The sequence below is a fragment of the Priestia megaterium NBRC 15308 = ATCC 14581 genome, assembly GCF_000832985.1.
GTDB lineage: Bacteria > Bacillota > Bacilli > Bacillales > Bacillaceae_H > Priestia > Priestia megaterium.
In genome coordinates this window covers 4,366,298-4,378,516 of record NZ_CP009920.1, presented here as the reverse complement: position 1 = coordinate 4,378,516, position 12,219 = coordinate 4,366,298, and the positions used below count along the sequence as shown (strand labels likewise).

Here is a 12,219-nt window from a genome sequence, read left to right as displayed (position 1 = left end):
TGACTTCCTCCAATTTTATAAACTTAAAAAGAGCTTACTCAAATCCCGCTTATTAGCTGGTTTAAGAGTAGGCTCTTTTGGTTCGTTTGTTTTATTAAGTTGTAATTCGTTCAGAATTTCATTTTTAAATTCTGCAAGTGATGCCTTTAGATCTTCTTTTGTTACTCCTTCAGGCTTACCCTTGTTAATCATTCCATTTCTAAAGCTATCAATAATTTTTTGTGGAATCATTGCAGATATAGCACTAGAAGCGGTTAATTTAATTGGATTGTCCATAAACATGATTTCATCCACAAAATTATGCTCCAATGCTTCTTGTGGCCCCATCCATGTTTCTTCTGCCATCATATCTAAAAGCTCTTGTTCATCTTTACCTGTTTTCAATACATAAGCATTTACAATCGTTCTATCTGTTGTCTTCAACATTTGAGAAGCTTTTTCCATCGAACGATGATCCCCTAAGTTACCCATAGAAGCATTATGAATCATAAACTTTGCTGTTGGTGCAATCACTACCTTATCACCAGCAGTAGCAATAAAAGATGCTGCGCTTGCAGCTAAACCTACAATTTGAGTTTCTACATGGCCAGGATAAGCTTTCAGAGCTGTATAAATCTCTGATCCATCATCTACATAACCGCCTGGACTATTAATAGATACAATTACATTTTCACCATTTGCATTAGCTAACTGGTCAATAACCGTTTTTGGACTAGTAAAATCCATATCAAACCATTCATAAATCCAAGCTTCATCATTTGAAATGATTGGCCCTTTAACATCAATTTTCACCGTCATTTTGTTCGTCACCTCCTTCAACTTTGTTCATTTCAGTATAGTTTTTAGTAATATAATGTTTGTCCAGGTTCGGATCATCGGAAGGTTCATAACCCGCCTCCAATCTAATTTCATTACCAGTAAAGCCACTAGAAGAAATAAGTTTGTCAATCGCTGTAGCAAGATCAAATAAGCTTTGATAAGAAATGCTTTTAATATCAATTTTTTGGCCAGAAAGATATTCTTCTTGCTCAAAAAACTTCACATTTGCTTCATCCGCTAGTTTTTTAAGCAAAGGATTAATAGTAAAAAGCATATAGTTTTTCGTTTGTTTTTCTATGTCGGCCATATCTCCATATACAAGGCTAGTAGGAATACCCAAGGCCATTGCTACTTGATTAAAGAAACCATTTGTCACTTTATTAATTTCATCTACGCTTTGGCCAGTGGTTCCACCGCCAGACGTTTCCGAATATTTAAAGCCTGGTTGCTGCGGAATAATGGCCACATCTTTTTCACCGATAGCTTTATACATGTTATCAATGAATTCCTGGAGCTTCGCTTGATGCTGTGGGCTTTTAGCTCCTATCATATCCATATCGACAGTACCGCGAATTTGATTTTTCCGCTTTTGGGAACTTAGAATTCGTCCAAATAGATCCCCGTAATCTGTGAAAAGACCGTCAATTAATGGTGTTAACCGCTCGTTTCGGTATCGCAAATGGATAACATCACTCTGCTTAAAAACCCGCTTAAATGTATAGTCCTTGACTGTTACATTTGAAAACGTGTCTTCAAATACCGCATATTCATTATGTTGAAAATCATCAGCAATAAGCAGATCATCATCATCTGATTGAATAATTAAGCACTCATTGTCATAAATCAATTTGTGAACAAACGTTTCCCAAAATGTACTAGCTGTCATATTTTTATTTGGCCTAACATTTAAGCGATAATAAAGTTCATCCTTCACAAATGTTTTGCCATTCTTAACCCTAAATTCTGACTGGCTAATTGTCCTTCCTAAGAAAGCAATACAAGTATCTAAAACTAATTTCTTCATATGGACTCTGTTTGCTGTTTCAACAAACATTTCTACATCAAACATATATCCAAGTTCACTATCTCTTTTAAAAATGGCATCTAATAATCCAATTGTTCTCACCCCCTTTAAAACTTAATGTCGGATAGCATGAAATCTAATTCATCAGTGAGAAGATTATCCGCTTGCCATAAGGCATGAATAAATGCTTGAAATCCGTCTGTTTTCCGTTTAAATTCATCTTTCTTTAAATACTCTTTATTGCCATCCGGCTTAATTTTCACCAGGACGTTATTTGTGTACCAGCGCATCATTGGATTATCACCAAAAATAATATGGTTATTAGCAAATAACGTTTCTACCCGTGGAGCTAAAAGAGAATGAATAGCTTTGGGATTTCTTATAAAAAGCAATATAAACCCTTCTGCTTCTAAAGCTGTTTTGACTAGATCTAAGCGGAAAGTATCACCAACAATTGTATTAACCCCGTATAGCTCACGCATTTCTACAAACCAATCAACTATGTGTTTAACATTAATAACTGGTTCATCTAAAATTGTAAGCAGTCCTTTTTCTTCCCACTCTTTTATAGGAGCTTTTAACGTCACTTTGTCCAGGAATCCTTTACGAACAAAAGAATGGCTTTTCCAAATATAATCTTCACCAACTTTGAACAAAAGCCCAACAGCTGCAAAGTCTTTGATACTTGCAAAGTCAAGACCACCTACAGCTACACGATGTTTTAAGTCTGGAATTTCTCTAAGTGTTTTTCCGTCCTCTTCATAACCCGTTCTCCAAATTTCCTCCCAAGACGCAACACTTTTAGAAAGATCCGTTTCTGGAAAGTTCATGCGCTTAGTCATAAACTCTTCTCTGTTAGATGGATTATTAACTAGCTGTTTAAATTGTCTTAAAACCTTTTTAAATAAGCCTTTTGCGTATGAGCTTCTTGGCTCACTAAACATTGGGTTAGCCTTTTCCCACATATCCGGGTTATTAACTTCTTCGGCTTCATCAATTTTACAGATGAACGGAAAAAGAGGATCATCTAAATCTTTGCCCTCTAAAATATTCATGGCCCGTTCCTTCATCTTGTCTAAGAATCCTTCACGAACATAGCCATCTGTACCAATAAAAAATTCCCTAGCGTTGGGCACTTTACCAAGCCCGCTAGAGAATACATTTACAACATCAAAATTTTCATATCGATGAATTTCATCATAAATAACACATCCATCACGTAAACCATCTTTAGAACTGGCATTTGATGTATGGTATTGCATAATGCTTTTTGTATCGTAGCCCATTATTTCGACTTTGGTACGATAGAAAAGATCTTCGAGCACTTCGTTATTTTCTATACAATCATAAACCTCTTTAAAAGAGAGTTTTGCTTGCTTTTCGTTATTAGCAACAATAGAGATATTGTATTTAGGAATACCATGCAGCGGGCTAATAAAGAAGTGACTTAAACTAGAGATAAAACCGTTTTTTCCGCCACCACGGGACATGGTTATAAAAAATTGGTCATAAAAAACGCTGTCATCTTCTTTGTAATAAAGAAAGACAAATGGCGCTATGAACTTCTGAAATGGTTGCAGCTTGAAGTACCATTTCTCTGTGAACTTTATATAGTTCTCAATCATTTCCTCATTGAAATATATATCATCCCTCACAAGTACATGTTTCTGTAGGTACTTAATAAGCATAATGCGCTCTTTATTTAGCTTAATTTTCCCTGTTTCGTAAAGGTGAATATATTCATCAACGTATTTGTTGCTTATCATACTAAATCCTTAGCAGAGCGCTTAGGTTTTGAAGGAGAATTCTTTTCTTCTGGAGACGCTTCTAAACTAAGAGCATCTAGGATTTTTAACATTCGATCATTCGTTTTATGTAAATCGTTTATGGAAGGATTGGACTTAGGGCCATGCATACCAGTAACTTTAATTCCGTTCGTTTCGATGTCCTCAATAAGATTGCATTTTAAATCCCATAAAGATAAATAGTCTTGTACCAAATCTTCATAGTGATTTCCTACAATCTTTTTCTCACTTAGCTGATTTCTTAGATCTTTTTCAATCCGTTTCCGCAATGTTTCCCGCTTGATTTTAGCCACCTGGTCCCCTCCTTCCCACTTGCAATTAATCCCAATTTAATAGTCTCACGAAAAAGCGCGGCAAATTTGGAAAATCGAGCCCCCTCCTCGTTCCCCAACTAATTTTTTGACATCAAAATATTTTGACGGGGGATGCTTCACCATTTCTCATCGTTCCATTTATTATTTTTCTTTTTAAATTTAAAACGATTATGCTTTTTATTGTGGCATTTTACACATTTCACTTCACAATTATCAATATCCAAAGCAAGCTCAGGAAAATTTTCAATCTCTTTTAAATGGTCAACATCTAAACGTTTATGTTTATCAGGATTATGATTATCTGTGTAAACTAATCCATTACGTTTGCATTCTTGGCATTCATAATTATCACGTTCTAATACTTTAAGTCTTAGCTGTTTCCATTCTTTTGACTTGTAGAACTTTAACTTCTGTTCCTTTGTCTTATACTCTTTCATTACTTAACCTTATTCTCATCTTGTGTATGGACTCGAAAGTAATCTTCATAAGGTTTATCTCCTATAACAATCATACCTTCTGGATGTTTACCTTTTGCCTTACCAATCACTGCTCCATCCTTATCTTTAGGTACGCTATTAATATCTTCCAATATGATACATAATAAGTCTTGTTTAGGTTCTGGAATATTAGATGCATAGATTAGTGTATACTTATCATCCCTCATCTATATTGCCACCTTTTCTTTTTTTATTTATTATTTAGCGCATATTTCAACTTACGTATTATAGACATAATAAAAAGCCACTCATTAGAGTGACTTAAACTTATGAAAATATTAACTTTTATTTCAACTCTAAAAGTAAATAACCTAGCGCCCTATCTAATGCTTCGGAGATAGTTTCAACTTCTTCAATCAACTCTGCACCAGATTTTAAATGATAAGCCAAACCTGTATCAAAAATTTTAATTCCACCTGCAACTTGATGGTTAGATTTTAAAACTTTCCTCAAACTCAATACAGATCCTTGAATTTTAAAAGAAACTAAACAGTCTGGAAATGAAATTTCATTTTCTTCTTTATTAAAATTGGCTTTAGGCTGTTGATTATCATTTAGCTTTACATTTAACATCTCAATGAAAGAGTCAATAATATCTTGAATCAGTAACGGTTCGAAATGTTTTCCTGAAATTTTAGAAACATAAGCATTAATCCAATTTTTATCGGTCATATCTATTACCACCTTTTGTCTATTCTATTCGACAAAAAGTTATTTATTCTTACCTTATTATTATTATTTTTTTCTTCTGTAACCACAAACTGTACCACATTATTTAAATTGATGTGCACTAGCTCTTTTTCATTTGAAATGAATTTTTCATGTTTTGTTATATGACTAATAACTTCTTTCTTTGATGTGGCTTCAAATTTTAATTCTTTTGTCCTGCCATTTATAAATTCAAAAATAACTTTAAATTTAAGCATATGTTTAAGCATATGTGTATCACCTTTTTATCTATTAATTCGACAAAGAGTGACAATCACCTGTTCTCAAAAATAAAAAGACACTGACGAATCAGTATCCTTTAATTTATATCGTTCAGAAAGTCATAAGTTTTAGACAGAGATAAACCGCTCTTAAAAGTATGCTTTTATAGGCTGTTTTAAATAGTTAGTACTCATAAAAGCAAAATTACTATTCTCATAATAAAAACGCACCCCCTTAATAGAAATAAGAGAGTTCGCTTTTATTTTTAGTTATTGTGGAACAACTATAGCTCCTAGCCCATGCCAGGGAATCCACCCATGCCAGGGAATCCACCCATGCCAGGAGATCCTCCCATGCCAGGGAATCCACCCATACCAGGAGATCCACCCATGCCAGGGAATCCACCCATACCAGGGAATCCACCCATACCAGGGAATCCACCCATACCAGGAAATCCTCCCATGCCAGGGAATCCACCCATACCAGGAGATCCTCCCATGCCAGGGAATCCACCCATACCAGGAAATCCTCCCATGCCAGGGAATCCACCCATACCAGGAGATCCTCCCATGCCAGGGAATCCACCCATACCAGGAGATCCTCCCATGCCAGGGAATCCACCCATACCAGGAGATCCTCCCATACCAGGGAATCCACCCATACCAGGAGATCCTCCCATGCCAGGGAATCCACCCATACCAGGAGATCCTCCCAGAGATCCTCCCATGCCTCCATGCCTATCAAAGCTTTGTCTTATGTTATTCATATTATCTCTCCTTCAAATAGGTTACAGTCTAGACTATGTAGAATCAGTAATAAAGCATAGACATATACCTATGTCTGAAAAAATAATAAAATTCTAAAAGTTTAATACTTATACAGCTGATTTAAATAAACACTTTAAGCCGTCTAGTACCAAAAAAGACATTAGCTATGCACCAGCCCATGTCTTTTTTGTATATACTAAGAATACTTTTAAGTTTTTTATTTGGAATATATTTCAACAAGAATATATTATATAGACAGAATAGACAAAAAAAGGACACTAATAAATTAGTATCCTTCTGTTAATTATTTTAATAGTAACCCCTGAAACTGAAAGGTATGGCAGGTCCTGAAATAGGCGTCTGTCCCCCAACCCCAAGTTTTGGAGCCTTAGCAGGGTGCCCCAATGGATAATTCCCCCACCAACTGTCAACTTCACCACTAGAATTCAGTACATATCCAGTAGGACGTCCAAAAGAGGGCATGAAATAAGGGTAGAAAGCATAGTTAAAAGGAGTATAGAAATTAGAATAGAACATTTAATCACCTACTTTGTTTCAACTTTTAAAGGAAAGCTTTCATTAAAGTATGATGACCTTCTTATTAGTGTGTATTGTATGTTTAAGTATCTTGCCAATTAATGATTTTCCAAAATAAAATAGCACCTCACGGAAGAGGCGCTATCCACGTAAACCTTGAAGATGAAAGTAATTGGTAGCCAGCAGAAGCGACCATTCACAGTCTTTGCTTTTCTTAGTATTTTTATACCTTACTGAACATAAAAACACCCACGAAGGAGGGCGCTTTTTACACACTTAACATGTTAAAGTTAGCAATGTCCCTCATCATATTCTGAGCTATTCGCTCCATCTTCTAGAGCATATAATTGACATCTTTCTTTAGCCAACTGAGGATATGAAGAATAGTTATGATCTTTTATGAAATGTTTCTCCCCAGTGCTACTATCAATAAAGTAAGTTCTACAGCAGTAATCTCTTTTTCCTTTTCCAACCGATTGTGCACGAGGCATCAGTTTGTCCCTAAGTGGAACTAACCCCAACCTTTGAATAATGTCTTTAACACGTTGGTTTCTAAAATCAAAACTAACTTGTTTATTAGTTAGATGAACAGGAATCATAATTTGCTCAGGAAAAGCATGTTCAAAGAAAATAGCTAGTTGTATTAAAGGAACATTCGTTCCTTTCATCTCTAAAAGTACAGTATTGTACTTTAATTTAATATACGGATCCAAGTGACAGGTACAACCATTATCTGTAGGATCATTTCCACAATAGCAACTGCACCCTTGAGGACAACATAAGCATGAACAACAATTTCTATAATCATACGGATAATACATTTTTTCTACTCCTTTAATTGTTTTTCGCATGTTATTCTACAAAGTTAATTAAAGTGCTTAATCTATTTATTAGTATTAAAAATTACCTTCCTAAAGGTCACATAAGAAAAAAGTAATTCCTTTCCTACTTGTAGAAGTATATGTTACATATAATTTTACTAACGTTAAATAAGCTCAACCTAAATTAACTTTAGATGGTCAACTTAAGTTGAACCTATTAAATAAAAAAGCACCCTCGAAAGGATGCTCTTTTTTTACAAAATAATTTCGTAAGAGTACAAATCGCTATATCTTCGTTCTAAATCACCAAACTGAATAGTACTATTTAGTTCTTTACCTTTTCGGATTAATTCAAGCAGATTACCTTGTCCAAGAAAGCCTGATCCCTCTTGAATCGGTACTTCTATTACCATACCGTCTTTAAATTTCACCAAGATTTTCACTAGAATCACCCCCCTGTCCTAATTATATCGGACGGAAAGAAATATTTAACACATTTTTCTGTTTTTAGAAAAAAATAAAGGACACTGACGAATCAGCATCCTTTTTAACTACTTCGGTATAGAATTTAATCCACTAACAGATACCTAAGTACCTCATCTATTAACGGTTCACCAAAATCAAAATATCCTTTTTCTGTTTGTACAAAGGTAATTAAGTTTCGGTCACTAATAACAAGTTCAGCTTGTGTTTGTAAGCCACCTACATTATCTTCTTTTACAAAGATAATCTGCTTTTTATCAATTTCAAATGTAACCTTACAGTCTGGGAAATCAATATATGTGTCTTTAATTTCCGCGTTTCTAACATGAACGTTATTTAGGTGGTTGTTAATTACTTTAACAACTTCTTCTAAGAGTTGCTTTACCTCTTCTTCTACAAAGGTAAAATTTTCATTTTTACGAGCATATAACTTCTTCCAATTATCTTCCATTAAGTTCCACCCCCTGTCTTATTTAATTATATTGGGCAAGAAGGGATAATTAACAGATTTTTTCAAAATAAAAACACCCGTGAGGGTGCTTCTTGGAAGAATTCTCATTTAAAGGAGAAACGATTCGTCAGCAAAGGGAGTCGCCGACTACTCATAGTATGTGTTCTTTTTTCAAAACTATACTGTACAAAAAATAAAAAACACCCACAGAGGAGGGTGCTTTTCAGAGATATAAAGGAGGATCTACTTACCATGTGCTTCTCCCCGTCCTACTAGTAGGAACTTAAACTACTAGTCGGTATTCACAATATGCCCAATTAATCATTTGTTATACTAAAGATTATTTATTTTTTATTTCCTTTTCATCGCCCCGCCACGGCCACGCTTCAAAGTTTGTCTATTTGTTCCCATGATGTCCTTCCAGTTAACCTTTTCTTTACGTTTTCCCATCTTTTCTAGGTGACTTAATTGTTCTGTGTTAAGATGATTTTTAATTTCCATTACAATCACCTTCTTAATTAATTGTAGACTTTCTGATTCACCCATATGACGTTTTAAATAAGTTTTAATGTAAATACATTCAGACATAACAAAAGCAAATACATTCAGACATAACAAAAGCGCTCCTACAACTTAGGAACGCTCTCTCTTTGATATTTTCTTGATAATATAAATTTACCATGTACTAAAGCAAGTACCACGACTTATTTTCGAGTTTTTTTCGATTTATTTTAGGAATGTTTTTGGATTATTTTTCCCGTTATGAATTTTTGAGAACAACTAGGCTTAGATTGAGAGCTAGTTTATAAAAAGCTTTCCATCTGATTTTAGAATATGTCTTTTCGGAAATAGGTGGTTGGAATTTAAAACTGTACACATTGTAGTCTGTTAAATATTCCGTTTCTAAGGACATGTATCTTTCTTCGATTAAGAATCTTTCCATCTTCGGCAAACGACTTACTGCCCTTTCCACACGAAAGCAGAAGTCTTTTCTCATCTTTTCCTGGTCCACATTATATGCTGCAATGGAACCTGTTTGGTCACTCGTTTCATTTGTTGGGCCATGATAACGAACTTCAGAACTAGCAGTAATGGAAACTTCCCTTTCTTCAAAAGATAAGTATTTAAACAATCTATATTTTTCTAAAGCATCTTCTACTGCTTGTTGCGTCTCTTTTCTGTCTATCTCAGGAAGCATAAATGATAATTGGTTTCCCACCTTTGGATCCCTCCTATGCTAAAATGTAAATACGGTGATCAAGAGAAATCTTGGTCTTTTTTTCGTTTATATAGAATATAATAAAATAACCTTCTACTATGTGGTTTTCCCATTAAGGATGCCCTTAAATGGGCATCTTTTTTATGTTCTAAAAGTTGCTTACTTACAATATATTGATAATCCATGTGATTCACTTTCAGATGCTTTAACCGAGCATCTCTTTTTATGTTCTAAACTATACATATTGCTAATACTCTTTACAGACCCGTTTTTTCACCACCTGAAAACTTGACGCTCTTAGTTGGGCGCTTTTTTATTATCAAAACATGTTTATTGCTTGCTAAAACTATTATCTAAAACTTCTATTTTTGATGCAGTCACTTTTGCAGATTTCTTTGTTTGCTCCACTAATCTAATGATTTTTTTATGTGCCTGTTTAGTACCTATTATTAATAAAGGGACGCCAATTACATTAATTTTTAACCTTCTTGAAAAAAAACCTCCTAGTGTCATAGCTAAAGGCACGGTGGGAGACGTATTGGAGAAAAGTATTTTTGTTTGTAATCCTCCTTTTTTATTTAGCAGATCGGCTAAGTCATACATAGCAGGAACCACCACTTTTGAAGACCCTCTTCCTAATGTGTATACTTCATTTTTGTCTTCATCATATCCATGAAAAATTAACTTCCCCATATCTTTAGGAGTCAATTTATTAAAAACATCAATGTTTAAAATTTCTTTATCAGTTGGTTCTCTATCAAGAGGTAGTTTTTTTAGATGGTAAGCAGCTGCCAATGCTGATGAATGTGTGCCTCCGTAACAGTTATAAATATAGATCATCTTGTCATCTCCTAAATAACTAAATCTCTCTTCATTATGGTCAATATTTCTCTGCCCCATTCTTAGCGCTGCTGAGAGAAATTCTGTTCTTTTCTCATTAAAATCCTTACAAATTAATTATTTAGTTTGTAAAACTCACCATTTTGAGTAATAATTAGTCTATCTAATATAGAAGAGGTGATGAGAATGGTAATAGTAACAAAAGGTTTAACTCCATCTGCTTTAGTTAAAGACTTAATTGCTTTACCCACACCTTGTAATGATGTTGTCTACTATCCTACTAACTTAGTTATCTTAGGAACTCAAGAGAAATATTCTATTTTCCAAACTTTAAGTCGTAAAAGTGGACTAGCTTATATAGCTGCCACCCAACCCGATAGAGCTAAATTTAAATTAGCCGGTTCTAGAAGTTCAATGTGTGAAGTATATGAGGCTATTCCTTGGCCTGAATTTGAATTAACGTATGAAGACAATACCTTTTATTACAAAACAGCCCCATCTTTACAAGAAATAGAAAATTATTTTAATAGTCTCAAAAAACAATAATTTATTTTATGGGTAGCTCTTTTTATTCAATAAGAGCTATCTTTTTATTTAATTGGCTTAATCGACTTCAAAGCCTCAAATATCTGCTCTTTAACGTCTTCTACATGCTTTTTCAATCCATCAAGACTAATTGCATCACTGTCCTTAATTTCCCTCTCTATCAAAGCGTTACAAGCTGAATAGATGGTGCTGTAATAGCCGATTGTTTTAAATGCTTCACCAGTGATATTTCCTTCTTTATCTTTTTGATCATATCGCTTATTTAAAATAACATTTAGTGTATCAGATGTTAATTTGTAACCTTTACCGATCATAATTTCCATATGTCATTGCCTCCCTTTAATTATGCCTGAATCTTAATGGTTTCTAACAAACTAAAAATCCCCCTCTTGCCATTATGACGCGATATGCTCATATGCCCTCTACCTAGCAACCTACCAATCTCTGCTTTCTTATAGCTTTTCTCATATAACATAACCAATGTAACTAATTCACCTTCGGACCATCTAATATAAATATGCTTATTTCACAATTTAATGTATTTGTGTTTTGTAACTTCAGACGTTTTTCATTTATGGTTACATTCATTGCAAAACCTTGTTCGTTTCACTACACGGTTATGCGAACAACTATCTATTAGTTAATAGAGCGCAGTTTGGGCATTTCATTTTTTATACCTCTGATTTGTTTACAAGGAGCCAAAGCTCCTCATCTTTTGAAACCTTTTCCAATTTGAAGCGTAATTATTTGAAAAGGGAGGTTAGAGTATGAAAGAATACCGATTTGAAAAAGTTGAACTAAAGTCCTTCACGCGCGATCCTAAAGAAGATTACCATAAGATTATTCATGAAGCTGCAAAGGATGGATGGGAATTAGTTCAGATATTTGCTCCTGGCACTGCTTCGTATGGTACTGCCGCATATTTTGAAATCATTTTTTCTAGAGAACTCGATTAAATTGATGGGAAGGGATAATTAAATTTATCCCTTCCATTCCTCGTTTCATATTATTTTTGTTTTTGAGCCTTATAGATTTCTTCAAGTTCACTTAACGTTAATTCGTATAGCTGCTTTCTAGCAGGATTTTTGAAATATCCAGAGCGTGTGAGCTCGGTTACTAAATAGTTACAACGCTGTTCAACCGCTTTTTTTAGAAACGCTATTATG

The 12,219-nt window shown here is 34.3% G+C and carries 19 protein-coding genes; 2 read left to right on the top strand and 17 right to left on the bottom strand.

The genetic code is table 11. The features are described 5' to 3' along the window. Window positions 1-15: 15 nt before the first annotated feature. The 15 genes from BG04_RS22470 to BG04_RS22395 all read right to left on the bottom strand — a co-directional run bounded on the left by BG04_RS22470 (window position 16) and on the right by BG04_RS22395 (window position 10,507). A complete protein-coding gene (locus BG04_RS22470) occupies window positions 16-798 on the bottom strand; it encodes a head maturation protease, ClpP-related (protein WP_034652382.1) in 783 nt (260 codons plus the stop codon). Continuing rightward, window positions 782-1,945 (bottom strand): phage portal protein, encoded by a 1,164-nt coding sequence (locus BG04_RS22465; RefSeq protein ID WP_034652385.1) that lies wholly within the window; start codon window positions 1,943-1,945, stop codon window positions 782-784. Before BG04_RS22465 ends, BG04_RS22470 begins: the two co-directional genes overlap by 17 nt. Window positions 1,946-1,950: 5 nt before the next feature. Further along, complete coding sequence (locus BG04_RS22460; RefSeq protein ID WP_034652388.1) at window positions 1,951-3,609, bottom strand: terminase TerL endonuclease subunit; 1,659 nt, start codon at window positions 3,607-3,609, stop codon at window positions 1,951-1,953. After that, window positions 3,606-3,941, bottom strand: a complete 336-nt coding sequence (locus BG04_RS22455) for a P27 family phage terminase small subunit (RefSeq protein WP_034652391.1) — start codon at window positions 3,939-3,941, stop codon at window positions 3,606-3,608. Before BG04_RS22455 ends, BG04_RS22460 begins: the two co-directional genes overlap by 4 nt. 137 nt (window positions 3,942-4,078) lie before the next feature. Next, entirely contained in the window at window positions 4,079-4,399 is a 321-nt protein-coding gene (locus BG04_RS22450; protein ID WP_034652393.1) for an HNH endonuclease, read from the bottom strand. Continuing rightward, window positions 4,399-4,626 carry a hypothetical protein gene (locus BG04_RS22445; protein ID WP_034652396.1) on the bottom strand — a complete coding sequence of 76 codons (228 nt, stop codon included), beginning with the start codon at window positions 4,624-4,626 and terminating at the stop codon, window positions 4,399-4,401. Before BG04_RS22445 ends, BG04_RS22450 begins: the two co-directional genes overlap by 1 nt. A gap of 118 nt (window positions 4,627-4,744) precedes the next feature. Next, entirely contained in the window at window positions 4,745-5,131 is a 387-nt protein-coding gene (locus tag BG04_RS22440) for a hypothetical protein (protein ID WP_034652399.1), read from the bottom strand. 5 nt (window positions 5,132-5,136) lie between these two features. Then, window positions 5,137-5,397, bottom strand: coding sequence for a hypothetical protein (locus tag BG04_RS22435; protein ID WP_230586563.1), 261 nt, complete (start codon window positions 5,395-5,397; stop codon window positions 5,137-5,139). Between the two features lie 284 nt (window positions 5,398-5,681). After that, a complete protein-coding gene (locus BG04_RS22430) occupies window positions 5,682-6,155 on the bottom strand; it encodes a hypothetical protein (protein WP_177623024.1) in 474 nt (157 codons plus the stop codon). An 828-nt stretch (window positions 6,156-6,983) separates the two neighbouring features. Further along, window positions 6,984-7,514, bottom strand: a complete 531-nt coding sequence (locus BG04_RS22420; protein WP_034652405.1) for a hypothetical protein — start codon at window positions 7,512-7,514, stop codon at window positions 6,984-6,986. A gap of 254 nt (window positions 7,515-7,768) precedes the next feature. After that, entirely contained in the window at window positions 7,769-7,957 is a 189-nt protein-coding gene (locus BG04_RS22415; RefSeq protein ID WP_034652408.1) for a hypothetical protein, read from the bottom strand. 125 nt (window positions 7,958-8,082) lie between these two features. Further along, the gene (locus tag BG04_RS22410; protein WP_034652410.1) at window positions 8,083-8,448 is read right to left on the bottom strand and encodes a hypothetical protein; all 366 of its coding nucleotides are present in this window, start codon (window positions 8,446-8,448) and stop codon (window positions 8,083-8,085) included. Window positions 8,449-8,799: 351 nt separating this feature from the next. Then, window positions 8,800-8,949, bottom strand: coding sequence for a hypothetical protein (locus BG04_RS30640; protein ID WP_155276303.1), 150 nt, complete (start codon window positions 8,947-8,949; stop codon window positions 8,800-8,802). Between the two features lie 259 nt (window positions 8,950-9,208). After that, window positions 9,209-9,646, bottom strand: coding sequence for an ArpU family phage packaging/lysis transcriptional regulator (locus BG04_RS22400; protein ID WP_034655187.1), 438 nt, complete (start codon window positions 9,644-9,646; stop codon window positions 9,209-9,211). Between the two features lie 351 nt (window positions 9,647-9,997). After that, window positions 9,998-10,507 carry a DUF3189 family protein gene (locus tag BG04_RS22395; RefSeq protein ID WP_034652416.1) on the bottom strand — a complete coding sequence of 170 codons (510 nt, stop codon included), beginning with the start codon at window positions 10,505-10,507 and terminating at the stop codon, window positions 9,998-10,000. Between the two features lie 186 nt (window positions 10,508-10,693). Here BG04_RS22395 and BG04_RS22390 point away from each other — a divergent pair, with 186 nt between their 5' ends. Continuing rightward, window positions 10,694-11,053, top strand: coding sequence for a hypothetical protein (locus tag BG04_RS22390; protein ID WP_034652419.1), 360 nt, complete (start codon window positions 10,694-10,696; stop codon window positions 11,051-11,053). Between the two features lie 44 nt (window positions 11,054-11,097). On the opposite strand, the gene BG04_RS22385 is transcribed toward BG04_RS22390, so the two are convergent. After that, window positions 11,098-11,376: a hypothetical protein gene (locus BG04_RS22385; RefSeq protein ID WP_034652422.1), complete on the bottom strand. Its 279-nt coding sequence runs from the start codon at window positions 11,374-11,376 to the stop codon at window positions 11,098-11,100. A 444-nt stretch (window positions 11,377-11,820) separates the two neighbouring features. Here BG04_RS22385 and BG04_RS22380 point away from each other — a divergent pair, with 444 nt between their 5' ends. Next, window positions 11,821-12,009 carry a DUF4177 domain-containing protein gene (locus tag BG04_RS22380; protein ID WP_034652424.1) on the top strand — a complete coding sequence of 63 codons (189 nt, stop codon included), beginning with the start codon at window positions 11,821-11,823 and terminating at the stop codon, window positions 12,007-12,009. 50 nt (window positions 12,010-12,059) lie between these two features. On the opposite strand, the gene BG04_RS30000 is transcribed toward BG04_RS22380, so the two are convergent. Then, window positions 12,060-12,215 (bottom strand): Fur-regulated basic protein FbpA, encoded by a 156-nt coding sequence (locus tag BG04_RS30000; protein ID WP_115648247.1) that lies wholly within the window; start codon window positions 12,213-12,215, stop codon window positions 12,060-12,062. Window positions 12,216-12,219 lie beyond the last annotated feature (4 nt).

Excerpts from the sequence above, each read along its gene's own strand:
- BG04_RS22470 (WP_034652382.1), bottom strand. The coding sequence starts at position 798 with ATGACGGTGAAAATTGATGTTAAAGGGCCAATCATTTCAAATGATGAA.
- BG04_RS22460 (WP_034652388.1), bottom strand. The coding sequence starts at position 3,609 with ATGATAAGCAACAAATACGTTGATGAATATATTCACCTTTACGAAACA.
- BG04_RS22450 (WP_034652393.1), bottom strand. The coding sequence starts at position 4,399 with ATGAAAGAGTATAAGACAAAGGAACAGAAGTTAAAGTTCTACAAGTCA.
- BG04_RS22445 (WP_034652396.1), bottom strand. The coding sequence starts at position 4,626 with ATGAGGGATGATAAGTATACACTAATCTATGCATCTAATATTCCAGAA.
- BG04_RS22440 (WP_034652399.1), bottom strand. The coding sequence starts at position 5,131 with ATGACCGATAAAAATTGGATTAATGCTTATGTTTCTAAAATTTCAGGA.
- BG04_RS22435 (WP_230586563.1), bottom strand. The coding sequence starts at position 5,397 with ATGCTTAAACATATGCTTAAATTTAAAGTTATTTTTGAATTTATAAAT.
- BG04_RS22430 (WP_177623024.1), bottom strand. The coding sequence starts at position 6,155 with ATGAATAACATAAGACAAAGCTTTGATAGGCATGGAGGCATGGGAGGA.
- BG04_RS22420 (WP_034652405.1), bottom strand. The coding sequence starts at position 7,514 with ATGTATTATCCGTATGATTATAGAAATTGTTGTTCATGCTTATGTTGT.
- BG04_RS22410 (WP_034652410.1), bottom strand. The coding sequence starts at position 8,448 with ATGGAAGATAATTGGAAGAAGTTATATGCTCGTAAAAATGAAAATTTT.
- BG04_RS30640 (WP_155276303.1), bottom strand. The coding sequence starts at position 8,949 with ATGGAAATTAAAAATCATCTTAACACAGAACAATTAAGTCACCTAGAA.
- BG04_RS22400 (WP_034655187.1), bottom strand. The coding sequence starts at position 9,646 with ATGCTTCCTGAGATAGACAGAAAAGAGACGCAACAAGCAGTAGAAGAT.
- BG04_RS22395 (WP_034652416.1), bottom strand. The coding sequence starts at position 10,507 with ATGATCTATATTTATAACTGTTACGGAGGCACACATTCATCAGCATTG.
- BG04_RS22390 (WP_034652419.1), top strand. The coding sequence starts at position 10,694 with ATGGTAATAGTAACAAAAGGTTTAACTCCATCTGCTTTAGTTAAAGAC.
- BG04_RS22385 (WP_034652422.1), bottom strand. The coding sequence starts at position 11,376 with ATGGAAATTATGATCGGTAAAGGTTACAAATTAACATCTGATACACTA.
- BG04_RS22380 (WP_034652424.1), top strand. The coding sequence starts at position 11,821 with ATGAAAGAATACCGATTTGAAAAAGTTGAACTAAAGTCCTTCACGCGC.